Here is a 23,527-nt window from a genome sequence, read left to right on the forward strand (position 1 = left end):
AGTTATTCGAACTCGTGCGACGGAGCCTCGCCCCAGAACACCTCCTCGACCACGCGATATGCGCGGCGGGTGGTGCGCCGGTAGTCCTCCAGGAACTGCTGTTGGTGCTCCGGGCTGTAGCCCGCGGAGCCTGCGACGGGGCCGAGCTGCGTACCCGGCGCGGGCAGCTGGTCGGTGCGCTTGCCGGTGACCAAAACGATGGCGTTGCGGGCCCTGGTAGCCATCAGCCAGGCCTCGCGCAGTTGGCGGGCCTGCTGTGGCGCGATGACCTGCGGTAGGTCGTCGTCCGGGTCGACGAGGTAGTCGAGCGCCTCCAGCGTGGAGGTGGTGTGCAGCGCAGGATGGGTGTGCGCGTGCATCATGGTGAGCAGCTGCACGGTCCACTCGACGTCGGCGAGCGCCCCGCGGCCCAGCTTGGTATGGGTGGCACGGTCCGCCCCTCGCGGCAGGCGCTCGTTATCCACGCGCGCTTTGATGCGGCGGACTTCCCTGATATCGCGCTGGCTGGCGCCCCCCGGCGGGTAGCGCACTGGGTCGATGACGCGGAGGAAGTCCGCGCCGAGGTCCCGGTCTCCGGCGATGGTGACGGCGCGCAGCAGCGCCTGGCGCTCCCACACCTCGCCCCACTCGGTGTAGTAACGCTCGTAGGACTCCACCGTGCGCACCACCGCGCCGGAGCGCCCCTCAGGGCGCAGCCCCAGGTCCACCTCGAGCGGCGGGTCGGCGCTCGGCTTGGCCAGGCGCGCCCGCATCGCCTCAATGACCTTGCCAGCCCACACGGTTGCCTCGTGGTCCTCGTAGCCCTCGTTGGCCGCGGCAACCACCATCACGTCCGCATCCGAGCCATAGCCGAGCTCTGCCCCGCCGAGCCTGCCCATGCCGATCACCGCTATTCGCGCCGGCGCTGGGCGCTCTGGGTCCTGGTGCTGGGCGCGCATCTCGGCGGCGAGCGCGGCGCGCAAGACGGCGTCCCACACGTAGGTGAGCTCCTCGCAGACCTGTCGCACCTCCATGAACCCGAGCAGGTCGGCAGCGGCGATGCGCGCGAGCTCCGCCCGACGCAGCGAACGCGCCACCGACACCGCGCGGTCCGGGTCCTCGTAGCGCCCGGCGGCTGCGACGATCGCCTTCTCCACTTGGTCGGGTGCAGCCTCGAGGAGGCGCGGCCCCGAGGAGCCGTCGCCGAAGAGTTTGACCACCTCAGGAGCCGCGATGATCAGCTCGGAGGCGTACGGGCTGGTGCCCAAAATCTGCATGAGACGCTGGCTAACCACGCCCTCGTCGCGCAGCATGCGCAAAAACCAGCTCTTGTCCTCCGCGGCCTCCGAAAGCTTGCGGTAGTTCAGCAGCCCCGCGTCCGGGTCCGCGGTGCCACCCAGCCAGTGCATGAGCGACGGCAGCAGGATCGCCTGCAGCTTCGCCCGGCGCGAGGTGCCCTTCACCAGCGCGGTGAGGTGGTCGTGGGCGCGGGCCGGGTGACGGTAGCCGAGTGCGGCCAGCTGGGCCTTGACGGCGTCGGCGCTCAAGGTGGCCTCGCCATAGCTCAGATTCACGACGGCGCTGAGCAGCGGGCGGTAGAAGATGCGCTCGTGCAGGTTGGCCACGGTGAAGCGGACCTGCTTGAGGCGGGCGCGCAGCGCCTCAGTGGCGGTCGCGCGCGGGCCGGTGCGGAAGCCCGAGGTGCGCGCGAGCCACCGCATCGCCTTCGCGTCGTCCGGTTTGGGCAGCTGGTGGGTGCGCTTGAAGCGGGTGAGCTGCAGTCGGTGCTCGAGCAGGCGGAGGAACTCGTAGGCGTCGATCAGCTTGGCGCCGTCCTCGCGGCCGATGTATCCGCCGTCGGTAAGCACCTGGAGCGCGTCGACGGTATTTTTCACCCGAATGCTTGGGTCGATGCGCCCGTGCACGAGCTGGAGCAGCTGGACAGCGAATTCGACGTCGCGAAGTCCGCCGCTGCCGAGCTTGAGTTCGCGCTCGCGCAGGTCTTTCGGCACGTGCTCGAGCACGCGCCTGCGCATCGCCTGGACGTCCTCGACGAAGCTTGTGCGTTGCGACGCCTCCCAGACCAGCGGGCGCAACGCCGCGATGTAGCGCTGCCCCAGCTCGGCGCTGCCTGTCATCGGGCGCGCCTTGAGCAGCGCCTGAAATTCCCAGGTCTGTGCCCACCTTTTGTAGTAGGCCAGGTGGCTGTCGACGGTGCGCACGAGCGCGCCGGACTTGCCCTCGGGGCGGAGGTTGGCGTCGACTTCGAAGAAGCACGCGGTGCCCAGCTGCATCACGGTGCTGGCGGTCTTGGTGGCCGGGGCTGTGGCTGGTTCGGCGACGAAGATGACGTCGACGTCAGAGATGTAGTTCAGTTCGCGGGCGCCGCACTTGCCCATCGCCATGATCGCGAGGCGGGAGTCGGGTTCGTCGTCGCCGTAGGTTTCGCGGACGGCGACGGCCAGCGCTGCGGTCAGAGCGGCGTCGGCGAGCGTTGTGACGTACTCGGTGACGTCGCGGTAGCCCACCTCACCTGCGAGGTCGGAGGCGGCGATGCGCATCATGAGGGTGAGGTAGTGCTCGCGAAGCGGTGTGGTGGCGCTGGCGTGACGCGACCACTCCTGCCCCGCCCGGTAGGTGCCGGGGGTGGTCAGGTCCTCGCTTGCTGTGTCGCCCTCGAGGCCCGCGGGTGCGGCATCGACGGCCGCGAGCATCGTGCTGAAGAGCTCCTCGCTGCCTGGGAGCGGCTCGAGCAGGCTGCACCAGCGCTGCGGGTGCGCCACCAGGTGGTCGGACAGCGCCGTGGAGCCGCCGAGCAGCGCGAACAGCCGGGTGCGGAACTGGCCGTCGGCCGCCAGGTGGGACTGCACGTCCTGCCAGGATGGGGCGTCGTCAAGCGCGCTGAAGAGACGGTAGAGCGTGTTGAGCGCCAGGTCTGGATCGCCGGCGTCGGCAAGCGCTGCGAGCACCTTCGCATCCGTGATGCCGAGTGTGGTTAAGTCCTCGGCGGCGCGGGGGCTGGTCAGCCCGAGCTTCGCAGGGTTCGGCAAGGGTGCATCTGCAGACATGGTGTTTCCTTAAAGGTCGATGCCGCTTTCGATCTCCCACGGGGTGATCTGGGAGGTGTAGGCGTGGTACTCGTCCCACTTCGAACGCAGGAAGAACTCGAAGACCTGCTCCCCGAGCACTTCCGCCATAAACTCGGAGCGCTCCAGGTGGCGCAGCGCCTGGTCGAGCGAGTTCGGCAGGTCGCGGTACCCCATCGCGCGGCGCTCCCGGCGAGTCAGCGCGAATACGTCGTCGCGGCTTGGCTCGTCGAGCTCATACTCCCCCTCGATGCCGCGCAGGCCCGCTGCCAGCACAGCCGCGTACGCAAGGTAAGGGTTGCAGGCGGAGTCCAACGAGCGGACCTCGATGCGGCGCGAGTCCGCCTTGTGCAGGCGGTAGGTGGGCACGCGCACCATCGCGGAGCGGTTGGACACGCCCCACGTCGCCGCGGTCGGCGCCTCGGAGCCGAACTGGAGGCGCTTGTACGAGTTGACCCACTGATTGGTCACCGCGGAGATCTCGTTGGCGTGCTCGATGATGCCCGCGATGAACTGGCGGCCCGTCTTGGACAGCGAAATCTCATCGTCCGGGTCGTGGAAGGCGTTGGTCTCCCCCTCCCACAGAGAGAAGTGGGTGTGCATGGCGGAGCCGTCCATGTCCGCGAACGGCTTTGGCATGAACGTGGCGTGCACGCCGTTGGCTTCCGCGACGGTCTTCACGATGTAGCGGAAGGTGACCACGTTATCGGCCATGGTCAGCGCGTCGGTGTGCCGCAGGTCGATCTCCTGCTGGCCGGCGCTGGCCTCGTGGTGGGAAAACTCAGTGACAATGCCCATGTACTCCAACGCGGCGATCGCCTGGCGGCGCAACTTCGGCGCCTCGTTGCGCTTCGCCTGGTCGAAGTAGCCGCCCTTGTCCGCCGGCACCGGGTCCTCCCCAGGCATGTTCTGTTTGAGCACGTAGTACTCGATTTCAGGGCTGGCGTTGAACTCGAAGCCGAGCTCGCGCGCGTGCGTCATCTGGCGGCGCAGTACCTGGCGCGGGTCGGCGTAGAGCGGGTCGCCGTCCGGCATGGTGATGTCGCAGAACATGCGGGCGGTCTGCAGGCCGGTGCCTTCGTCGAACGGCAGCGGCTGGAAAGTGGAGGGGTCCGGGCGCAACAAGGTGTCGGACTCGGAGATGCGGGAGAAGCCCTCGATGGAGGAGCCGTCGAAGCCCACGCCCTCGTCGAAGGCGGCCTCAAGTTCGGCGGGGCTCATCATGACGGTTTTCAGAGATCCGAAAATGTCAGTGAACCACAGGCGGATGAACGCGATGTCTCGCTGTTCAACCATGCGAAGTACGTTTTCCTGTTGCGTGTCCATAGTGTTGTACCCTACTGCGCCTGCGCTCATGCCGCCGCGAAAGTGGGCGAACGCGTTAGACTTTGCGGTGACCGCACATGCTTCGCGTTGAAAGTAGGGCTTTGCCGTGGCCGCACCACATGAGTTCGTAGAAATTGAGATCAAGTTAGCTGTCGACGATTCCACCGCCGTCCCCGATCTGCGCCAGCTGCCAGGGGTATCCGCGCTTGCGAGCACGAGCCACCAGCAGCTCTCCGCAATCTACTACGACACGGCTGACCTGCGCCTGACGCGCGAGAAGATCACGCTGCGTCGCCGCACGGGAGGCCCGGACGACGGCTGGCACATGAAGATTCCAGCAGGTCAAGGCCGCACCGAGCTACGCTGCCCACTGCAGGACCCGCACACGGTCCCGCAGGAGCTTGTCGACGCCGTCCGCGCCATCGTGCGCCGCCACCCGCTGCAGCCCATTGCCCAGGTGGACAACCACCGCGTGGAAACCATCCTCGCCGACGAGGAAGGCCAGCCCGTCGCCGAGTTTTGCGACGACCACGTCTCCGCCCGCTCGCTGCTACCAGGGGGCTCGCACACCACTTGGCGCGAGTGGGAACTCGAACTCACGGAGCAGGTCGCGGGCACCAACGCAGGTGCGTCCCTGCTGCGCCAGGCGGAGCGCTACCTGCTCTCCTCCGGCGCTCGCCCATCCTCCTCGCCGTCGAAGCTGACGTCCGCGCTCGGGGACTCGTTGGCGAAAGCTCCGCTGCCTCCGCACCTCACCGAGGCACACCTGCCTGCGGATTCCCCACTGCATTCGCTGTTAACTTCCGTACGCACGCTTCGTGACACCATCGTCCACGGCGACCGCGCCGTACGCGCCGACCAGTGGGACTCGGTGCACCAGCAGCGAGTGGCAATCCGGGAGCTGCGCTCCATCCTGCGCACCTTCGACGGGCTCGTGCAGGGCGATGCGTTTTCGAAGATCGAGAAGGAACTCAAGCACGTCGCGGGCGTGCTCGGGGTGGCGCGAGACGCTGAGGTGGTGCACGCCCGGTGGTTGCAGCTGCTCGACACTGACGACTCCGGCTGCATGGATGATGCTGCCGCAGCCCACCTGCGCGAGGATATGCACAGCGTGTACAAGCTCGCGCACCGCAACATCGTCAACATGTGCAACAGCGACGCCTACCTCAACCTTCTCGACGCCATCGATGAACTCATCGCGAACCCTCCCCAGGTGCGCGAGGGTATCAAGGACAGCGACGAGGCCCTGGCCCGCCACGTGCGCAAGGCATATAAGAAGCTGATGAAGCGCCACGCCAAGGTCGACGACCGCTACCACGACACGTCACTGCCGCGCGCGAAGCGCGAGGCCTACGTGCACGACGTACGCAAGGCCGCCAAGCGGCTGCGCTACGCCGCGGCCGCCACCGGCGACCCGAAGTTCAAGCGCCTTATCAAGGCTTGCAAGCGCCTGCAATCGATGCTGGGTGATTTCCAGGACTGCGCGACCTCGCGCGAGGAGCTGCTGGTGCTTGCGAAGCTGGCGCGCCAGCGCGACGAGGACGTGTTCGCCTACGGCATGTGCTTCCAGCGCGAACTCCGCGACGGTGAAAAGGCACTGCGCGGCTACTTCGGCGCGATCCGCGAAGTAAAGAAGGCGGCGCAGAAAGCCCTGTAAGTCCTGTTCGTGCAGTAGGGGCTACTTCTCCCAGGAAGGTGGGGTGCCCCAGTTGTCCTCGGCGGCCTCTTCCGCGTCCGCCTGCTGGTTACGCGCGGCCGCGATGCGCAGCGCATCCTCGGCTTCCTCGCGCGTCTTGTAAGGGCCCATGCGGTTTTCCCAGGACTGCACTTTGCCCTCGGTGATCTCGCCGGTGGTCGGGTTGTAATAGAAGTTTCCGCTCATGGCGCCCACCTTAGCGCCACGGGTATGGTTGTGCCCTATGAATGTCCAACAGGAGATGCGTGCTGCACATGCCCACCACGCTGGCTGCGCCCCCGACCACGTCGCTTCCGCGCCGGCAACGGTGGTGGTGGCTGGTGATGGCGTCGATAATTATGGCGGGGCGAGCATCATCGGGCTTGGCCCACAGCGGGTGTGTGCCGCGGTGAGCCGCAGGTCGGACGATGTCATTTCGCTCCAGTTCACGCGTGCCGACGGCCGGATTCTCGCCGCGACCAGCACGCTGGCGGCACTCAACGCCCCTACCGCGGGCACCGAGGAAGCGCAGCTCGCGCACCGGATTACCGGGCTGATCCATACGCTGATCCACCGCCAGGTGCTTTCCCGCGAGACCACGGGAATGGACATCTCGGTGGTCTCCCACGTCCCGCACGGAGTTGGCCTCGGCGAGATTGCGGCGGCAGAAGCCGCCATCACGTTGGCGTGCGCCGGCGCCCACGACGATATCGACGCCCCTCCCCTGCGCACGAAGCTTGCGGAGGTCTGCGCACAGTCCGCCACCGCGTACGCCACGTCCAGCCCATTGAAGGCGCGCTACACCGCGGCGCTTCGCGGCCACGGCACCACGCTGAACCTTGTGGAGCAGGCGGACGGCTCGGTCACGCAGATCACCCACCCGGAGCGCCTTGGCCTGCGGCTGTACGTGGTGGCCAAGGAGCAGGCTGCGCAGCCGGACGCGTTCGCGGAGTCGATGCGGCGGCGCCAGGAGTTCATCGAGACGGCAGCAGCAAACTTCGGCGTGGCCTCGCTGCGCCAACTACCTGACGCGACCGCGCGCGTGGTCCAGTGGGTGGAGGCCCGCCACACTGTTGGCGATAGTTCCGCACCGGATCCGCGGCGCGCACGCGCGGTGCTGCAGCGCTGTGAGGACGAAACGGCACGCGCGCTGGGTGCGGCGCAGGCGTTGCGCTCTCAGCAGATCGATGCGCTGGTCAACGCGCTGCACCCCCACGCGGGTGACGCCGCCGATGAGGCCCTGGCAACCCCGGCGCTGCTGAGCCAGCTTGCATGCGAGTGCGGAGCGAGCGTCGCTAGACCAGCCGCACCTGGAGTCTCCCAGTCGGTGCTGGCGCTGGTGCCGGCGTCGAAAGCCGAAAACTTTGCCTCCCGGATGCAGGAGAACCTGCTGGTCATCCCGGTCACGACTGGTGAGGTTGGCAGGATCGAAGTGTAAGGCGAATGAGCCAGCCTATAAGCCGGATTCTGTACCCACGCCCGTAGGCGCGGGCGGCAACCATCCATCTGTGCGTCCCATCGCTGGGCGCATCAAGCAGCTACCTTCGGACTGGGCGGGCAGCCTCATCACGTCCGACGACCCCAGCCTTGCGGCTGCGGTTCTTGCCTTGCTCCCGGTGGGGTTTACCTGGCCACGCACATCACTGTGCATGCCGGTGCGCTCTTACCGCACCCTTTCACCCTTACCCACCCAGTTGCCTGGGTTGGCGGTGTACTTTCTGTTGCACTTGCCCGCGGATCGCTCCGGGTTGCTGTTAGCAACCACCGTGCCCTGTGGAGTCCGGACTTTCCTCGGTCCCCGCCAGCCACAACGCGTGTGGCGGTTCGGGGCGACGCGGTCGCCCGGCCGGCTCATTCGCACTGTGCCACTCTACAACACAGCGGCCGGTGCGCTTTATTTTCGGTGGTGGGCGACGTCGTTGACGCAGCGCACCACGCCCATCTCCCCGTAGAACTCCACCACAGAAATCGACGCCAAGTCCAGAAACAGGTGCTTGAACACCTCGGCGCTCACGTTCAGCCCCTGGCGGATCACCGACTTGATCGGCGTGGTGTGCGCCACCAAGAGGATGGTTTTGCCTTCGTAGCGTTCCTGGACGCGCAGCCGGGCACGCGTGACGCGGCGGTGCAGCGAGGTCAGCGACTCACCGTTCGGCGGCGCGGTGGCGGCGGAGGCCTGCCACGCCTCGAAATCCTCGGGGTAGCGCTGCTGCGCGTCCTGCCTGCTGAGCGCCTCAAAGTCACCGAAGTCCACCTCGCGGAAGCCCTCCTCGGTGACGATGTCCTCGTGCGCAATCCCGAGCGCGTCCGCGCAGGCCTGCGCGGTTTGCTGGGCACGCGCCTGCGGTGAGGCAACGATCACGTCGATGTGCCCCATCTCCGCAAGCGCAGCCGCGGCCCGGCTCGCCTGCGCCTGCCCGATTTCGGTTAGCGGCGGGTTGGCTTGCCCGCTGTAGACGCGGCGGGCGGAGTGTTCGGTTTGGCCGTGGCGCAGCAGCACGAAGCGGGTGCGTGGGGCGTCGGTGCCGGACCAGTGGCCGGGGCTGGCGGTCTCGTGGGGCTGCGCCTCTTTTGGTGCCGCCGGGGCAACCTGCTTGGCCGCCTGCTTCGGCGCTTGCGCAGGTGCCTCGTGTGCAACGAGGCCCTTTTTGCCTTTCGCGGCGGCGTCCATGGCCACGTTGGACAGCTCGTCGGCTTTCTTGTTCTTGGCGCGCGGCACCCACGTGTAGGTGACCTTCGTGCACGTGCGCGCCAGTTGCTTCGCCTCCAGTGCGAGCTGCTGCATGTCGGGGTGCTTGATCTTCCAGCGCCCGTTCATCTGCTCGACCACGAGTTTGGAGTCCATGGACACGGCGACTTCGTCGGCGCCTGCGTCGATGGCGGCCTTCAGGCCTTCGATGAGCCCGTGGTACTCGGCCACGTTGTTCGTGGACTTCTTGCCCACCGCGTAGACCACTTCCGCCAGGGTCTCCCCGTCCGGGCCGTAGACGACGGCACCGCTTCCGGCGACGCCGGGGTTGCCGCGGGAGCCGCCGTCGCAAAACATGGCTACCTTCATGCAACTACTCCTGTACTTGGGTGCGGACCAGCAGTGTGCCGCAGTTCGGGCACATCGGGACCTCGTCGGCCGGGGTGGCGTTGACTTGGTTGCGCTCGGTGGCGGGCAGCGCGATGAAGCAGCCGTTGCAGGTGCGGCCGTTGAACGCGGCGGCACCGATTTCGTCGTAGGCCTCGAGGACGTCTGCGGGCAGCTGGCTGCGCAGCACCTCAGTGTCCACGCGCTCGCGTGCTGGCAACGCGTCGACGGCGCGCTGTGCGGCCTCGACCTTACGCTCGAGCCCGTCCAGGCGAGCCCCATGGTTGTCGCGGTTGTTGCGCAGCGCCGCGATCTCGTTGTGGGCCTCCTTCAGCTCATACTGCAGGTCCGCGATGCGCGACTTCGTGGTGTAGCGGTCGTGCTGCAGGTCCTTGCGGCGCTCCTCGTCTGTCTCCGCGCCGAGCATGCGCTTGTTGTCCAAGTCGCGGCGCTTGAGCTTGCGCTCGTCTTCCTGGATACGCAGGATCTCCAGCTCCATGTCGTCGACGGCGAGCTGCGCCGCAGACGCCGCGCCGCGCATGCGCTCGAGCTCCGCGGTGAGGCGCTGCAGCTCCTTTTCCTCCTCGCTCGTGGCCTCGGGGTGGGCGGCCTGGCGGTCAGCCTTGGCAAGATTCAGTAGTACCTGCTGGAGTTCTACGGCAAGTTTCACGGGGAAGCACTGCTCCTTTACTTGGCTTGATTCGGGTGGGCGGAAACGGTCCACGGGTCCGTGCGCACCGGGATGATGCACGTTTCCACGCCTAGCGGGTTCACGATACCCTCTGCCTGCTGCGTCCACGGAAATTCACTCGCCCAGTGCGCAGTATCGATCACGGCGGGCCCACCAGCGCGCAGGTGCTCGTCGACTGGGTGGTGGCGCAGGTCCGAGGTGACATAGACATCGACGCCGAGCGCCCTCGCATCGTCAAGGAAGCTGTCGCCCGAGCCGGAGGAGACTGCGACGGTGCGCACCATCTGCTCCGGGTCGCCTGCGGCGCGCACGCCCCACACGGTCTCAGGCAGGGCGTCGGCCACGCGCTGGGTGAACTCGCGCAGGGTCATCGGCTCAGGCAAGGTGCCCACTCGCCCAAGGCCGGTGGCTCGCTCGAGCGCCCCCGGCGTATCGACGTCCACATCCCCCACCGGGCGAATCGGCCTGCCGGGCCGAATCCCGACCAGCTCCGCCAACTTGTCATTGACCCCCGGGCGCGCCGAGTCCGCGTTCGTATGCGCCGCGAACAACGCGCAGCCGCCGCGGATCAGCGTGTGCACGACCTTGCCCTTTGGCGTATTGGCCGCAACAGAGTGCACCCCGCGCAGCAACAGCGGGTGGTGAACCACCAGCATGTCCGCGCCTTCCTCCAGCGCGCGCTCCACCACGCTCATCGTGCAGTCCAGGGCAAACGCCACCTTGTGCACGGGCTCGTCCGGGTCGCCGCAAATCAGGCCAACCTGGTCCCAGCTTTCGGCGAGTTCGGGCGGGTAGGCGGCCTCGAGTGCCGCGACAATATCTCCTACAGTCTTCGTCGTCATGGCAACTAGCCTACAAACCTGGAATGCTGGTGGGCGTGACACTCCAAACAAACCGCCCGACCGTGCTCTTTGACGTCGACGGCACCATCCTCGACTCCTTCCCGGGAATCCGCGAAGGCTTCCTGCGGGGGCTCGCCGCCATCGACGTCGCCCCGCCTGACGAAGCGTTCATCGCGAAGATCCCGGGGCCGCCCATGCGCGAGTCCTACGAGAAGGCCGGGTGCACACCCGCGCAAGTCGACGCCGCAATGCAGGTCTACTCCGACTTCATGAGCACCGACGGGTGGCAGCAGTTCACCGTCTTCGACGGCATGGCCGAACTCATCGCCCAGCTTGACCAGGATGGGTTCCGTGTCGGTACCGCGACGTCCAAAAGCGAAACCTTCGCCGAACTCGCGCTGAAGCGCGCGGGCATCTGGCCGCACCTGGACTTCCTCGGCGCCGCCGACCACGAGCGCGGCCGCAGCACCAAGATCGCGGTGCTGGAGTACGTCCACGACGTCTTCGCACCAAAGCGCCCCATCATGGTCGGCGACCGCACCCACGACTTCACAGGTGCCGCCCACTTCGACATCCCGTCCATCGCCGTGACCTGGGGTTACGGCGACGCCGCGGAGTGGGCGCAGGCCACCCACACCGCACAAACCGCAACCGAGCTCAAGGAGATCCTCTATGCATATTGATTTCGTGTGCACCGGCAACATTTGCCGCTCGCCCATGGCGGAAGTCATCATCGCCGCCAAACTTGCCGACGCCGGCCTCGCCGACCACGTCCGCGTCACCTCCTCCGGCATCGGCGGCTGGCACGTCGGCGGCCCCGCCGACCCGCGCGCCGTTGCCGAACTCGCCAACCACGGCTACGACGGCACCCGCCACCGCGCCCAACAGTTCGGCGCCAACCAAATCGACGCCGACCTCATCGTCGCCCTCGACACCAACCACGTCTCCGAACTCGTCGCCCGCGGCGTGCCCGAGTCCCGCATCCGCCTGCTGCGCTCCTACGACCCAGCCGCCCCCGAAGGCGCCGGCGTCGAAGACCCCTACTACGGCGGCGCCGACGGCTTCCAAACCACACGTGAACAAATCGAAGCCGCCGCCCCAGGTATTATCAGCTGGGTCAAAGCGCAGCTAGACTAGCCGGAGAAAGTACGGGATCTGTGAAAGCGGGAGCAACAATGCAACCTGAAACAGGTGCACAACCATGGTGGAAAACGTTTCTGACCCCCGGGTGGGTCATCGTCGCCATCCTGATCGTGCTGTTCTCCTACTTCGCGTTCACCCTGCTGGCGCCCTGGCAGCTCCACAAGAACGAAGCGCTCGTGGAGCGCAACGACCACATCAAGACCGCATTCGAGCATGACCCGGTGCCGATCGGAGAGGTCGTCGACAAGCAGGGCGAACTCGCGCCCGGCGCCGAGTGGACCCGCGTCACCGCAACTGGCACCTACGCCCAAGACAGCGATGTGCTGCTGCGCCTGCGCCCCATCGACCGAACCCCATCCTTCCAAGTACTGACCCCATTCCGCCTGGACAACGGGCAAAGCGTGCTGGTCAACCGCGGATGGGTTCCCGCCATCGGCTCCACCCAAGTCCCCGACATCGACGCCCCACCCACCGGCGAACAAACCATCTCCGGCATGATGCGCGTCGACGAAGGCGTACACCCCTCCGCACCCCTCAATGACCAGGGCTACACCATGGTCTACTCCATCAGCCCAGGCCAAGTTGGCGAACTCACCGGCACCACTCTGGCCAGCCCCTACGTCCAACTCCTGAGCGACTCCCCCGGCGTCCTCACCGCCATCCCGCTGCCCATGCTCGAGACCGGCAACCACCTCTCCTACGGGCTCCAGTGGATCGCCTTCGGCATCATGGCGCCCGCCGGCCTCATCTACTTCATCTGGGCCGAAACCCGCGAACGCCGCCGCTTCAAAGAAGAACAAGCCGAGCTTCTCGACGCCCCCTCCGAACCCGCCGAGCCTGTTGCTCCCGCCTCCGCCCCCGCTGCTCCCGCTGCTCCCGCTCAGGCGCGGTCCCGCTACGGCACCCAACGGCGCAACCCCTGGGCCAAATCATACGAAAAGGAAGAAGAACGCTAATGCCCCACCAGCTGACCCAACGCGACGTCAAACATCTCGCCCGCTGCCTCACGCTGCTCGGTGACGCCAACATCCACCTCGACGCCGCCGCCGAACCCGCCGACATCGAAGACGCCATCCTCGACGACCTCGACGCCTTCCGCGAAGCCCCGATGACCACGCTGCTCGGCCTGCGCGGACCCCACAACGCCCCGCTCATCGACTCCGTCGTCCACAGCGTCCCCCAAACCGACAACGCCTTCGTCCACCTCCTCGACTACATCGCCCTCGCCGCCAAAGCCCTGCGCGCCGAGCTGCGCGAAGTCGCCGTCTTCCCCGACCCCGACAACATCGAAACCGGCTCCCTCCGCCTGCGCGTCGGCGAATGGGACGTCACCGACATCGACATCCCGGCCGGTTCTTCTGGTTCTGCTGGCATCGCTGATGCCGAACTTGCCATCATCGGCGCCCTCATGCCCCTCGACGCCGAAGCCGTCACCTTCCAGGCCCCGCAAGGAGTCGGCGTCGTCCTCGCCGACGTCGTCCCCGGCACGCCGCAGGCCAGCATGCAGGCCGTCTTCACCGCCATCGAGGCGGAGCTGTAGGGGTTTCTGGGCGTTCGCCTTCGGGGAACTTTCCTGGGCTACCATGCCGATTCTGCTCCGGTCGAGGTGTTAGAAGCGTGCGATGCAGGTCGACCATTTCTGCCCAGCCTGGCCGATTTTCAGCGACCAGCATCGCACTCCTTGAATACCTCGACCGGAACTTCTTTCGGACCTTTAGGCAGCTCACCCTCCTACCCCTGCGCGCGCTGCTCGAGACCGTCCAGCAATAAATCGATGAGGTTCGGAACCAGGTTTTTTGCCACGTTATTGACCGGCACCCCGGCTGGCAGTGGACGGGTCACCACACCAAGGCCGATGTGGAACTCAATGGGGTCTAGATCTTCGGGGCATAGGTGGGCAGCTTTGGCAGGGTCGAGGAGGCGGTTGTAGCAGGCACGGATCTCCCTAATCCGCTTCTCGATCATGGGTTCGCGCCGCTTGATAGTCGCGGGGTCACTCATGGAATCGGCGAAGATCGCCTGCGCAAGCGCCGCGTGTTTGAGGTCCCCGATTTCGTGGGTGGCTTGGCGCCAGGCGTTGCGGGGGACGTCGGCAAATTCGTCGAGGTGGCGATCGATGACGTGGTTGATGTCCTCCACCGCGTGTTCGCCAATGGCATCCAGGAGGTCGATGCGCTCCGGGAAATGTCGCGTGGCTGTCGCCACTCCAACCTCGGCTTCCTTCGCGATGGCGCGCATGGAAACGCCGGGGCCGACGTCGATAAGAAGTGAGCGGGCTGCGGTGACGATGGCCTCGCGGTTGTCGCGTGCGTCTTGTCTCATGCTTGACAGCTTAACAAATGGAACACTATGTTCGGTTTGTGTAAGTGAAACACTGCGTTCCATATAGGAGGTTCCCGTGAACGCAACGAACAACTCAACAGTCAAGGCGGTCGGCGCCGTCATTGGAATCCCGATCATCATTGGGCTCATGCTCTTCGCATTCCTCGCACCAACCTTCGCATCAGGCCCGCGCAATGTGCCGCTGGCGGTTGCGGCGCCGGGACCGCTCGTCGAAAAGATGGAAGCAACACTAAGCGAGGACGGCCCCACCCTCCTCGTACGCGATTCCGACGAGGAAGTGCGCGATGCGATCGCACAGCGTGAAGCGGTGGGTGGGCTCGTGGTCACCCCGCAGGGTGCGACGGCATACACCGCCTCCGGCAACGGCGCACCGTATGCGCAGATGATCGAGGGCATGGCGGGACAACTCGAAGCTCAGGGCATGGACGTGACTCGCGAAGACCTCGCGCCGACCTCCCCGGACGACCCGCAAGCGACCGGCCTTGCGCTGCTCGGACTGCCGCTGGCGTTCGGCGGAATTGTCTCCGCCGTCATCGCGACACTCGGATTCCGCGGAAAGAAGTGGACAAAACTCGCCGTTCTCGTGGGGATTGCTGCGCTCGGGTCGCTGGTCGCGACGTGGATGCTGCACTCCGTCTACGGGACCCTCACCGGCAGCTTCGGGATGGAGTGGTTCGGCATCGGCTGCGGCATCCTCGCGACGTCGCTGCTCACCGCCGGTTTGGGCGCAGTCATCGGGCTGCCCGGCGTGGGCCTCGGCGCGATCCTGACCATCTTCGTCGCCAACCCGCTCTCCGGCCTGGCCACCGGGCCGTGGCTCCTCCCCGTCGGCTGGTCGACGCTCGGCCAGTGGATGCCAATCGGCGCCACCGGACACCTCGTGCGCTCCCTTTCCTACTTCGATGGCCTCGGAGCAACCCAGAGCTGGTGGGTATTGCTCATCTGGATCGTGGTTGGGCTCCTGCTCCTGTTCTTGGAGCGAGGTCGCGCTGCTGAGTCTGGTGCTACTGAGGCGGTTGCGGACCACTAGAGAAGGTCCTGCACGTTCCTGGGCATTCGCTGTGCACCACAATCCATTACGACCCCTGACGACCTGAGCAAATGCAAAGGTGCGTCGCGAAAATCCTAGATTTTGGTGCGCCACCCCTTGCGCTCTCGTTCTACCACTGAAATAGTTCCCGGGCTCGGGAACTATTTTTCGTTTTGGGCCTGTTCCCGTCGACCACCACTCACGTCTTCCCAGGTCGCGACGGATGTCCACAAAGATTGTTCCCGGTTTCACTGATGAACTACCAGTCAGTTTCCGTTCCGGTCGAGGTGTTAGAAGCGTGCGATGCAGGTCGACCATTTCTGCCCAGACTGGCCGATTTTCAGCGACCAGCATCGCACTCCTTAAAGCCCATGCTTTGAACCCGGCACCAGATACTCTCACGGGCTAAAGCCCTGAGCTTGGTCATTGCCCCTCCTTGAGTCGGTCGATGTGTACCTGGCTAAACCCGCACCACATGCCCACCAGCTCACCACGTGCGTCGTGGACCTCCACTAGTGGCAGCTCTTGCCAGCCCTTCATTTCCATCTCCACAATCTTCACGGGGTAGTCGTCGAGCTGTCAGACCTGCACGACGACCCCGCAGCGTGTGAGTGCGCGGATCGTGGTGGTGCACCGCACACAGTGTGGGCGGCTGTAAACGGTCGCGGTCATCATTTCATCTGTCATTGCCTTCTCCTTTGTAGAAGCCGATGATTGTCTGTAGGTCTTGGAGGGTGGTGTGTTGGTTGGTTCAGTGGGAGGAGGTGCGGGTGGTGGCGGTGGCGATTTTGAGTTCGCAGTTTTTCATGGGTGGTTTCTCCTCAGTGGTTGGGTGGTTTTGGGTATTAAAAATGGCCCCTGCACGAGGTTGTGCGGGGCCAGGCGGCGCAGCATGTTTAATGCTCCAGCTAGACTGAGAAACTTCGATTTCTCAATAATAGAGCTCTTTATTTTATCCGGTCAGCCATGCAATTCGCGGGTAGAGGAAACTTGCCGAGCTTGTTTAATAGCATCGCGATCTGCAGCAATGACAATTTCGGTGAGTTCTCCAAGTAGCCAAACTAAACGAATTGAAGAGTGCGCGAGTAACAGGAATCCTGCTTGAAATATGTATGGGGCAATACTCGGACAATTGAGAAGGCTAAGAAGATTAGCAAGTGTGAAAGCAAGGACTGCGAAAAATCCAGATGATGTGGAACTTATCCAATTGGACTTTAATGCTTTCCCTCCAAGTACTCGGAGATTTTGAAAGCGTTTGCCGTTGGCAGTCAGAGCAAATATTACTACTACACCAGAAAAACCCGATACTGTAGCTGCAGCCCCAAGCGCGCCGGTATAGAGGGACTCAGTTCGATCTGGGGTCGCAGAGTCTGACAACGCATGCCAGATATCAGGTATTTGACCCGTCAGAGCAAGCAGCGCATGTAACATAGTGAGTGTTAGCAGCGTTGCATCAATTAGACGTGGATAAGAACGAAGTATCTCCTTCCGTGTCTTTCCCCACTTCATTGTATGCCTCTCTGCCTTCTATGGGATAACTTCTAAAGTTTACGAAGTTTTTCGCGAAATTTACTGTTTGCTTCAAGCATTCCCTGAAGAATATGCTCGGGCCCTGGTTGCTCATTTTCTTCGTTCTGGAACGATTCTTTAATCGTGATTCGATCGGAGATGAAGTCAATCGAATCTTTGCGCAGCTTTCCATCCTTGTCCCAATTGGTCAAGGTGGCCTCAGCTTTTTTGAATTTCTGAATATCCGTTTCCTTACCAAACAGGTTGACAAGCGCAGTCTTAACATCATCCTGTATTGAGGGGGAGACCGTATAATTGCCAAAGCTTAGAGTGATACCTACCGTCATCTGATTTCCGGTGTCGATTTCTTTAGCTTTCGCCAAAGCTTTACTCACACTGTCATCCCCATCAAGTTCTGCAAGGTCTACATCATTGTCGAGCGTGAGCTGAAGTCTAGTTGCACCATCAGCTTCTTGCAGACGTCTGAGTTGGTCCCTACGGACAAACGGGGTTAATTCGAAGCGATTTCCGCTTTGAAGAGTATTGAAATGGTGAGAAATTGCTGCGCTAATGGCGGAGACTGTAGCTCCATTCTGAGTTCTCGATATTGCTACTACGTTTTCGTGCCCTGATGCGGTCAGGTAGGCACCTTCGATGAGATGACCACCGATACCAGTTTGAGCGAGCCTCTCAATTTGGTCGCTGCCCTGGTCTCGATGGTCAGGCCAATCGTCTTTAGAACGAACCTTTCCAATATACAGGAACTTTACGGAAGGAGATTTTATACTTGCTGCCTGGACAATATAGTCCCTCCCATAGTGCTTAAATGAAAAGCTCGACCCATCTAAAGCATTAATCTCATCCCAAATATCGTTCCAAAATGTACTTGGGATATCGATAGGTTGGTCGTCCTTATCCCACCATTTTGGTGAGTAGTAGAAAATCGTCCGGTTCTTCGTGGCCATGTTTCGTCTCTAATTGAATTGGGTGTACTAGAGCCGATTTTAGCTAATCCCTTCCTCCGTATATCCGGTATGGATAACTGTTGCTATGGGGTCGCTAAAATCCCAGGTCAGTTTGTTGCCGCAGTTTGGACATGTGGTTGAGTGTTCCCAATCCTGCGGTTCAGGTATGGCCGAAGGGTTTTCCCAATGTGGCCATGCAGAAAAACCAGAAGTGCCAGGGGGCCACCAATCCAACCCAACAAAGGAAGGACACACCCATTATGGCAAGCATCACCCCATACAAAACAACGACAGGCCGCAAATGGCGCGTCCAATACCGAGACCCCACCGGAAAAGGCCGCACCAAACAAGGCTTCGCAAGAAAATCAGACGCCCAAGCCTGGGCCGCGAAAAACACCACCGCCATGGGAGACGGTGACTGGATCGCCCCCGAACTCGGCACCACCACCATCAACGACCTCGCCAACACATGGAAACAATCCTGGGCGCACCTCAAACCCGCCACCAAAAGCATCAACGAATCAACATGGCGCATCCACGTCGAACCCATGTGGGGCGACCGCCAAATCAAAACCATCCGCCAATCCGAGATACAGGTATGGCTCGGCACCATCAAAAAACACACCTCCGGCAAACACCCCGAACCAACCAACGAACCAGCATCCCCAACCACCGTACGCAACTGCCACATGGTCCTCGCCCAAATACTGGACCTGGCAGTACAAGACCGCATGATCCCATCAAACCCGGCGCGTGGGGTGAAACTCCCCAAAAAGAGCCCCGGCATAAAGGTGTACCTCACCCCAGGCCAGCTACAAGCCCTTGTGCGTGAATGCGGCGACATGGGTGACCTCATAGCCCTACTCGGCACCTCCGGGCTACGCTACGGCGAAGCCACCGCCCTGCGCGTCGGCGACATCGACTTCCTACGCCGCCGCATACGCGTCGAACGCAACGCCCGCCACACCACGGCCGGCCCTATCTACGGCACCCCAAAAACCGGCGAGCAACGCACCGTAGCGATCACCGAGTGGGTTGCCGGTCTGCTTGAGAAGCGCACGCGCGGCAAAACGAAAGACGCCCTGCTGTGGACCGCAACCAACGGCGGGCCACTGCGACCCCTGGGCCACACATCATTCTTCGCGCACGCAGTGAAACGCTGCCAAGGCAAGGACACGTCGTTCCCGTCGAAGCTCACCCCACACGGGCTACGCCACGTCGCCGCCGGGCTCATGGTTGGTTCCGGGGCGAGCGTGAAGGTCGTACAACGACAATTGGGCCACGCTTCGGCAGCAATGACACTCAACGTTTACGCTGATTTGTTTGATGGTGACTTGGATGTCGTGGCGGAACGACGACTCGACGACACTTTTTCAAAATGTCGTGGAAATGTCGTGGCGACGTGAAAAAGGCCCTCCCCGATTCCTCGGAAAGGGCCTCTGGCATGGTGCGCCATGACGGGCTCGAACCGCCGACCTACTGGGTGTAAACCAGTTGCTCTTCCAGCTGAGCTAACGGCGCGCTGGGTAGAGACTTTAACAAAGCTTCTACCGATCGCAAAATTAACAACAAACGGGCAGGTAAACGCCTATTTTGGTACACCGGCGGAGCGGAGGCAGGAGCCTTGCCATTCGCCGAAGCGGTCGGCGGTGGTTTGGACCAGGCCGGCGAGTTGGGCGGATTCGGAGATGACGCCGGGTTGTACACCGCCGGGCTTGGAGGCGCCTGGGGTCATGAGCCAGATGCGGGCGTTGTCGTCGAGGTTGCGGGAGCAGTCGACGAGGACGTCGACAAGGTCGCCGTCGTCTTCGCGGTACCAGAGCAGGATCATGTCGCAGAGGTCTTGTGCGTCTTCGTCGAGGAGTTGGTCGCCGATGCGGTCTTCGATCGCTTCGGAGATGGTTGCGTCGGCGTCGTCGTCCCAACCGATTTCTTGGACGATTTCGCCTTGATTGACCCCTAGTCGGTCAGCGTATGTATCGACACCGTTGGCGCCCAACGTTCTTATTCCTCCCAATGAGATGAGTGTTGTATGCAAATATGCCGTTTAGTTTACATCTGCGGGTTACACATTACCGGACAAATACGCGACGGCCTCCGGGGGCCCTCGAGTTTTGTGACGTTCAACGCAATTGGCTGAAACCACGTATCCTGTTTTGCAGGTTTTCATTCCCGCCTGTGCCTCGCTGGTTGCAGGCCCGAAACGTTAGGAGGACGTTCCTTGGCTGAACACAATAATGACTCCAACATCCCGTTGATCCGCGAGGGTGTCGCTTCGTATCTGCATGATACGGACCCGGAAGAGACCCAAGAATGGATTGACTCGTTTGATGGGATTCTGGACCAGTCCACGCCGGAGCGTGCTCGATTTTTGATGCTGCGCCTGTTGGAGCGGGCGTCGGCGAAGCGGGTGGATTTGCCTGCGTTGTCGTCGACGGATTTCGTGAATACGATTCCGACGAAGATGGAGCCGGAGTTCCCTGGTGATGAGCAGATTGAGAAGCGCTACCGCCGTTGGATGCGTTGGAACGCGGCGATCATGGTGCACCGCGCGCAGCGTCCGGGTGTGAAGGTTGGCGGCCATATTTCCTCGTATGCGTCGGCGGCGGCGTTGTATGAGGTTGGTTTTAATCACTTCTTCCACGGCAAGGACGCTGAGCAGGGCGGCGACCAGATTTTCTACCAGGGTCATGCTTCCCCGGGCATGTACGCGCGTGCGTTCCTGGAGGGTCGTCTGACTGAGGATGATCTGGATGGTTTCCGTCAGGAGCATTCGCGTCCGCAGGGTGGTCTGCCGTCGTACCCGCACCCACACGGTATGAAGGACTTCTGGGAGTTCCCGACGGTGTCGATGGGCTTGGGCCCAATGAACGCCATTTACCAGGCTCGCTTTAACAAGTACTTGCAGGATCGCGGTATTAAGGACACGGATCAGCAGCACGTGTGGGCGTTCCTCGGCGACGGCGAGATGGACGAGCCGGAGTCGCGCGGTCTACTGCACATGGCGTCGCTGTACGGCCTGGATAACTTGACCTTCGTGGTCAACTGCAACTTGCAGCGTCTCGACGGCCCCGTCCGCGGCAACGGCCAGATCATCCAGGAGCTGGAGGCCTTCTTCATTGGCGCTGGCTGGAATGTGATCAAGGTTGTGTGGGGCCGCGAGTGGGATGAGCTGCTGGAGAAGGACAAGGACGGTGCGCTGGTCCACGTCATGAATACCACTCCGGATGGTGATTACCAGACGTTTAAGGCCAATGATGGCGCGTTTGTGCGCGAGCACTTCTTCGGCCGCGACGAGCGGACGCTGAAGCTGGTCGAGGACATGTCGGATGAGGAGATCTGGGCGCTGCGCCGCGGCGGCCACGACTACCGCAAGATCTATGCGGCGTACAAGCGTGCGCTGGAGACCAAGGGCAAGCCGACGGTCATTTTGGCGCACACGATTAAGGGCTACGGCCTGGGCCACAACTTTGAGGGTCGTAACGCGACGCACCAGATGAAGAACCTCACGCTGGAGGACCTGAAGCGCTTCCGCGACAAGCAGGGCGTGCCGATCAGCGACGAGGAGCTGGAGAAGGATCCGTACCTGCCGCCGTACTACCACCCGGGCGAGGACGCTCCGGAGATCAAGTATTTGAAGGAGCGCCGCGAGGAGCTCGGCGGGTACCTGCCGGAGCGTCGTGTGAAGTTCACGCCGCTGGAGCAGCAGCAGGACTTCGAGAAGGCTTACAAGGCCATGTTCAAGGACTCGGGTAAGCAGGAAGTTGCCACGACGATGGCGCTGGTGCGTACGTTTAAGGCGTTGATGCGTGATAAGGAGATCGGGAAGCGAGTGGTGCCGATCATTCCGGATGAGGCGCGCACGTTCGGCCTGGACTCCTGGTTCCCTACCCTGAAGATTTACAACCCGCAGGGCCAGAACTACGTCCCAGTGGACCATGACCTGCAGCTGTCCTACCGCGAGGCGACGGACGGCCAGCTCCTGCACGAGGGCATCAACGAGGACGGTTCCTCGGCGTCCTTCATCGCGGCCGGTACGTCCTATGCGACGCACGGCGAGCCGATGATCCCGATGTACATCTTCTACTCGATGTTCGGTTTCCAGCGCACGGGCGACAACTTCTGGGCCGCTGGCGACCAGATGGCGCGCGGTTTCATCATCGGCGCGACTGCGGGACGCACCACCCTGTTTGGTGAGGGCTTGCAGCATATGGATGGTCATTCGCCGATTTTGGCGTCGACAAATCCGGCGGTGGTCACCTACGATCCTGCCTTTGCGTACGAGATGCCGTACCTGATTTCCAAGGGCATCGAGCGTATGTACGGCGACGGCCACGGCGAAGACGTGATGTACTACATCACCGTCTACAACGAGCCGACGCACCAGCCGGCGCGCCCAGAGAACCTCGACGTTGAGGGCCTGCACAAGGGCATCTACCTGTTCGACGAGGGCGAGAAGCACGAGCACAACGTGTCGCTGCTTGCTTCCGGCATTGGTATGCAGCAGGCGCTTCGCGCGCAGAAGATCCTGCAGGAGAACTACAACGTGGGCGCCTCGGTGTACTCGGTGACCTCCTGGGTGGAGTGTGCGCGCGACGGTGCGCGTGTTGCCAACGAGCAGCTGCTGCACCCGGGTGAGGACGTCGGCGAGGCGTTCGTGACCCGTCAGCTGAAGCAGACGGAGGGCCCGTACGTTGCGACGTCCGACTTCGCCACGGACCTGCAGGAGCAGATCCGCCCGTACGTGCCGGGCCAGTACTTGGTGCTTGGCGCGGATGGGTTCGGTTTCTCGGATACGCGTGAGTCAGCACGCCGCTACTTCAACATTGACGCCGAGTCGATGGTGGTTGCGGCGCTGATGGGCCTGGCGAACGAGGGCAAGATCGAGATGGATGTTGCCGCGCAGGCCGCGAAGGACCTGAAGATCGACGACCCAACCGAAGCCTAAGGGCTAGCGCGGGAGGTACGGGGCGAGCGCCGGAATGTTCGGCGCCAACGCTGCGAACAGCGCCCCGACCACCGCGAGCGTAGAGAGCACCCCTAGCGTGATGACGAGCGCCCTCGAACCCGAGGAGCCGTTCGAGTCCGCTGGGGGTGTTTGCGGTTGCGTCGGCTCTGGCGGGTTGGGGCCGTCGTGGCTGATCCGGAGGAATGCGGTGCGGGTCGTGTCGTCTTCGAAGGTGGCGCGGACTTCGACGGTCGAGGGGGTGCGGGCGGCGTCGGTGGCGGTGCCGCTGACGGTGCCGGTGACGGGGTCGATGGAGAGGTCCCACCCGACTGGTGGGTCGATGAGCTCGAACTTCGCGTCGGTTGGGAGCTCGACGCGATCGCGAAGGTTGAACGGCGTCGCTGTGAACGATGTGCCGTGGGCGACCTCGACTGGTTTGTAGACGGGTTCGTAGATCAGGCGCTGGTCGGCAACGAGCGAGACCGGCACGCCGATGTACTCCGTGGTCCCGTCTGGGTATTTCACACCGATGTCGAGTTTGCGGGTGTTTTCGCCGCGCTGGACGGTGGTGCAACTCGGTGCGTAGAGCTGCCCGGCTTCGACTTGGTCGCAGTTGAAGAACTGGAGGCGCACGACAAGGGTCGTGTCGTTTTCGATCGTGGCAACGATGGGCACCCCTTGCGTTTCTCCCCCGCCGGCGACCCAGAACGTTGTCCCCTCCGGCGCTCCGGTCGGGGTGAAACGTGTGCTCTCCGTGTAGAGCTGACCTGGGACCAGCGGTACGTAGCGGGGCTCGGTGTGGAAGCTCGGCTGGTAGCGGTCGGCGTCCGTCACGTCAGCGGCCACTGCCAGCGGGGCGCAGGCGATGGCGCAGGTTGCGGCGGTGGTGGCGGCGAGCAATTTGTAATTCATGA

General features: G+C 63.3%; 20 protein-coding genes, 1 tRNA gene and 1 other RNA gene. 9 read left to right on the forward strand and 13 right to left on the reverse strand.

Translation table 11 applies throughout. From position 1 onward, the window contains the following. Positions 1 to 2 precede the first annotated feature (2 nt). Together ACXIUA_RS09285 and glnA are read right to left on the reverse strand one after the other, a co-directional pair. On the reverse strand, positions 3 to 3,047 hold the full coding sequence (locus ACXIUA_RS09285) for a bifunctional [glutamine synthetase] adenylyltransferase/[glutamine synthetase]-adenylyl-L-tyrosine phosphorylase (protein WP_457976661.1): 3,045 nt from the start codon (positions 3,045 to 3,047) through the stop codon (positions 3 to 5). A 9-nt stretch (positions 3,048 to 3,056) separates the two neighbouring features. Then, positions 3,057 to 4,391 carry a type I glutamate--ammonia ligase gene (gene glnA, locus ACXIUA_RS09290; RefSeq protein ID WP_070363460.1) on the reverse strand — a complete coding sequence of 445 codons (1,335 nt, stop codon included), beginning with the start codon at positions 4,389 to 4,391 and terminating at the stop codon, positions 3,057 to 3,059. Positions 4,392 to 4,497: 106 nt separating this feature from the next. Between glnA and ACXIUA_RS09295 the strand changes: the two genes are divergently transcribed. After that, entirely contained in the window at positions 4,498 to 6,048 is a 1,551-nt protein-coding gene (locus tag ACXIUA_RS09295; RefSeq protein WP_320072764.1) for a CYTH and CHAD domain-containing protein, read from the forward strand. Between the two features lie 21 nt (positions 6,049 to 6,069). On the opposite strand, the gene ACXIUA_RS09300 is transcribed toward ACXIUA_RS09295, so the two are convergent. Then, complete coding sequence (locus ACXIUA_RS09300) at positions 6,070 to 6,273, reverse strand: hypothetical protein (protein ID WP_070976472.1); 204 nt, start codon at positions 6,271 to 6,273, stop codon at positions 6,070 to 6,072. 37 nt (positions 6,274 to 6,310) lie between these two features. Here ACXIUA_RS09300 and ACXIUA_RS09305 point away from each other — a divergent pair, with 37 nt between their 5' ends. After that, the gene (locus ACXIUA_RS09305) at positions 6,311 to 7,504 is read left to right on the forward strand and encodes a galactokinase (protein ID WP_320072765.1); all 1,194 of its coding nucleotides are present in this window, start codon (positions 6,311 to 6,313) and stop codon (positions 7,502 to 7,504) included. A 2-nt stretch (positions 7,505 to 7,506) separates the two neighbouring features. Here the strand turns inward: ACXIUA_RS09305 and rnpB are convergent. From rnpB to ACXIUA_RS09325, 4 genes are all read right to left on the reverse strand, one after another. Beyond that, positions 7,507 to 7,920, reverse strand: an RNA gene (gene rnpB, locus ACXIUA_RS09310) — RNase P RNA component class A. A gap of 40 nt (positions 7,921 to 7,960) precedes the next feature. Continuing rightward, the gene (locus ACXIUA_RS09315; RefSeq protein ID WP_320072766.1) at positions 7,961 to 9,124 is read right to left on the reverse strand and encodes a bifunctional RNase H/acid phosphatase; all 1,164 of its coding nucleotides are present in this window, start codon (positions 9,122 to 9,124) and stop codon (positions 7,961 to 7,963) included. Between the two features lie 4 nt (positions 9,125 to 9,128). Then, positions 9,129 to 9,812 (reverse strand): zinc ribbon domain-containing protein, encoded by a 684-nt coding sequence (locus tag ACXIUA_RS09320; protein ID WP_311475857.1) that lies wholly within the window; start codon positions 9,810 to 9,812, stop codon positions 9,129 to 9,131. 17 nt (positions 9,813 to 9,829) lie between these two features. Beyond that, positions 9,830 to 10,675 (reverse strand): Nif3-like dinuclear metal center hexameric protein, encoded by an 846-nt coding sequence (locus ACXIUA_RS09325; RefSeq protein WP_070362158.1) that lies wholly within the window; start codon positions 10,673 to 10,675, stop codon positions 9,830 to 9,832. A gap of 35 nt (positions 10,676 to 10,710) precedes the next feature. On the opposite strand from ACXIUA_RS09325, the gene ACXIUA_RS09330 reads away from it, so the two are divergent. Genes ACXIUA_RS09330 through ACXIUA_RS09345 form a run of 4 tightly spaced genes read left to right on the forward strand, consistent with a single transcriptional unit; the run spans position 10,711 to position 13,358 of the window. Then, entirely contained in the window at positions 10,711 to 11,358 is a 648-nt protein-coding gene (locus ACXIUA_RS09330) for an HAD hydrolase-like protein (RefSeq protein WP_457976662.1), read from the forward strand. Beyond that, a complete protein-coding gene (locus ACXIUA_RS09335) occupies positions 11,348 to 11,812 on the forward strand; it encodes a low molecular weight protein-tyrosine-phosphatase (protein WP_457976663.1) in 465 nt (154 codons plus the stop codon). The genes ACXIUA_RS09330 and ACXIUA_RS09335 overlap by 11 nt, the downstream gene beginning before the upstream one ends. A gap of 38 nt (positions 11,813 to 11,850) precedes the next feature. Further along, entirely contained in the window at positions 11,851 to 12,774 is a 924-nt protein-coding gene (locus ACXIUA_RS09340) for an SURF1 family cytochrome oxidase biogenesis protein (protein WP_457976664.1), read from the forward strand. After that, positions 12,774 to 13,358 carry a hypothetical protein gene (locus tag ACXIUA_RS09345; protein WP_256005259.1) on the forward strand — a complete coding sequence of 195 codons (585 nt, stop codon included), beginning with the start codon at positions 12,774 to 12,776 and terminating at the stop codon, positions 13,356 to 13,358. Before ACXIUA_RS09340 ends, ACXIUA_RS09345 begins: the two co-directional genes overlap by 1 nt. Positions 13,359 to 13,549: 191 nt before the next feature. Here ACXIUA_RS09345 and ACXIUA_RS09350 read toward each other — a convergent pair whose 3' ends face one another. Beyond that, entirely contained in the window at positions 13,550 to 14,140 is a 591-nt protein-coding gene (locus ACXIUA_RS09350) for a TetR/AcrR family transcriptional regulator (protein WP_084028560.1), read from the reverse strand. Positions 14,141 to 14,216: 76 nt separating this feature from the next. Between ACXIUA_RS09350 and ACXIUA_RS09355 the strand changes: the two genes are divergently transcribed. After that, positions 14,217 to 15,191, forward strand: coding sequence for an ABC transporter permease (locus ACXIUA_RS09355; protein WP_070362153.1), 975 nt, complete (start codon positions 14,217 to 14,219; stop codon positions 15,189 to 15,191). 960 nt (positions 15,192 to 16,151) lie between these two features. Here the strand turns inward: ACXIUA_RS09355 and ACXIUA_RS09360 are convergent. Continuing rightward, complete coding sequence (locus ACXIUA_RS09360; RefSeq protein WP_145945240.1) at positions 16,152 to 16,700, reverse strand: hypothetical protein; 549 nt, start codon at positions 16,698 to 16,700, stop codon at positions 16,152 to 16,154. A gap of 32 nt (positions 16,701 to 16,732) precedes the next feature. Further along, the gene (locus ACXIUA_RS09365; RefSeq protein ID WP_457976665.1) at positions 16,733 to 17,665 is read right to left on the reverse strand and encodes a hypothetical protein; all 933 of its coding nucleotides are present in this window, start codon (positions 17,663 to 17,665) and stop codon (positions 16,733 to 16,735) included. 260 nt (positions 17,666 to 17,925) lie between these two features. Between ACXIUA_RS09365 and ACXIUA_RS09370 the strand changes: the two genes are divergently transcribed. After that, positions 17,926 to 19,071 (forward strand): site-specific integrase, encoded by a 1,146-nt coding sequence (locus tag ACXIUA_RS09370; protein ID WP_256005263.1) that lies wholly within the window; start codon positions 17,926 to 17,928, stop codon positions 19,069 to 19,071. Positions 19,072 to 19,110: 39 nt separating this feature from the next. Here ACXIUA_RS09370 and ACXIUA_RS09375 read toward each other — a convergent pair. Together ACXIUA_RS09375 and ACXIUA_RS09380 are read right to left on the reverse strand one after the other, a co-directional pair. Next, positions 19,111 to 19,186: transfer RNA gene (locus ACXIUA_RS09375), tRNA-Val, on the reverse strand. 67 nt (positions 19,187 to 19,253) lie between these two features. Further along, positions 19,254 to 19,682, reverse strand: a complete 429-nt coding sequence (locus ACXIUA_RS09380) for a DUF3052 domain-containing protein (protein ID WP_070362150.1) — start codon at positions 19,680 to 19,682, stop codon at positions 19,254 to 19,256. A gap of 204 nt (positions 19,683 to 19,886) precedes the next feature. Between ACXIUA_RS09380 and aceE the strand changes: the two genes are divergently transcribed. Continuing rightward, positions 19,887 to 22,613 carry a pyruvate dehydrogenase (acetyl-transferring), homodimeric type gene (gene aceE, locus ACXIUA_RS09385; protein WP_284818812.1) on the forward strand — a complete coding sequence of 909 codons (2,727 nt, stop codon included), beginning with the start codon at positions 19,887 to 19,889 and terminating at the stop codon, positions 22,611 to 22,613. Between the two features lie 3 nt (positions 22,614 to 22,616). Here the strand turns inward: aceE and ACXIUA_RS09390 are convergent, their stop codons facing one another. Continuing rightward, the gene (locus ACXIUA_RS09390) at positions 22,617 to 23,525 is read right to left on the reverse strand and encodes a Rib/alpha-like domain-containing protein (RefSeq protein ID WP_457976666.1); all 909 of its coding nucleotides are present in this window, start codon (positions 23,523 to 23,525) and stop codon (positions 22,617 to 22,619) included. Between the last annotated feature and the right edge of the window lie 2 nt (positions 23,526 to 23,527).

Source organism: Corynebacterium sp. UMB8791 (genome assembly GCF_054166365.1).

Coding starts and splice junctions, on each gene's coding strand:
- ACXIUA_RS09340 (WP_457976664.1), top strand. CDS start 11,851: ATGCAACCTGAAACAGGTGCACAACCATGGTGGAAAACGTTTCTGACC.
- ACXIUA_RS09390 (WP_457976666.1), bottom strand. CDS start 23,525: ATGAATTACAAATTGCTCGCCGCCACCACCGCCGCAACCTGCGCCATC.
- ACXIUA_RS09345 (WP_256005259.1), top strand. CDS start 12,774: ATGCCCCACCAGCTGACCCAACGCGACGTCAAACATCTCGCCCGCTGC.
- ACXIUA_RS09350 (WP_084028560.1), bottom strand. CDS start 14,140: ATGAGACAAGACGCACGCGACAACCGCGAGGCCATCGTCACCGCAGCC.
- ACXIUA_RS09285 (WP_457976661.1), bottom strand. CDS start 3,047: ATGTCTGCAGATGCACCCTTGCCGAACCCTGCGAAGCTCGGGCTGACC.
- ACXIUA_RS09300 (WP_070976472.1), bottom strand. CDS start 6,273: ATGAGCGGAAACTTCTATTACAACCCGACCACCGGCGAGATCACCGAG.
- ACXIUA_RS09335 (WP_457976663.1), top strand. CDS start 11,348: ATGCATATTGATTTCGTGTGCACCGGCAACATTTGCCGCTCGCCCATG.
- ACXIUA_RS09370 (WP_256005263.1), top strand. CDS start 17,926: ATGGCAAGCATCACCCCATACAAAACAACGACAGGCCGCAAATGGCGC.
- ACXIUA_RS09365 (WP_457976665.1), bottom strand. CDS start 17,665: ATGGCCACGAAGAACCGGACGATTTTCTACTACTCACCAAAATGGTGG.
- glnA (WP_070363460.1), bottom strand. CDS start 4,391: ATGGACACGCAACAGGAAAACGTACTTCGCATGGTTGAACAGCGAGAC.
- ACXIUA_RS09360 (WP_145945240.1), bottom strand. CDS start 16,700: ATGAAGTGGGGAAAGACACGGAAGGAGATACTTCGTTCTTATCCACGT.
- ACXIUA_RS09325 (WP_070362158.1), bottom strand. CDS start 10,675: ATGACGACGAAGACTGTAGGAGATATTGTCGCGGCACTCGAGGCCGCC.
- ACXIUA_RS09315 (WP_320072766.1), bottom strand. CDS start 9,124: ATGAAGGTAGCCATGTTTTGCGACGGCGGCTCCCGCGGCAACCCCGGC.
- ACXIUA_RS09305 (WP_320072765.1), top strand. CDS start 6,311: ATGAATGTCCAACAGGAGATGCGTGCTGCACATGCCCACCACGCTGGC.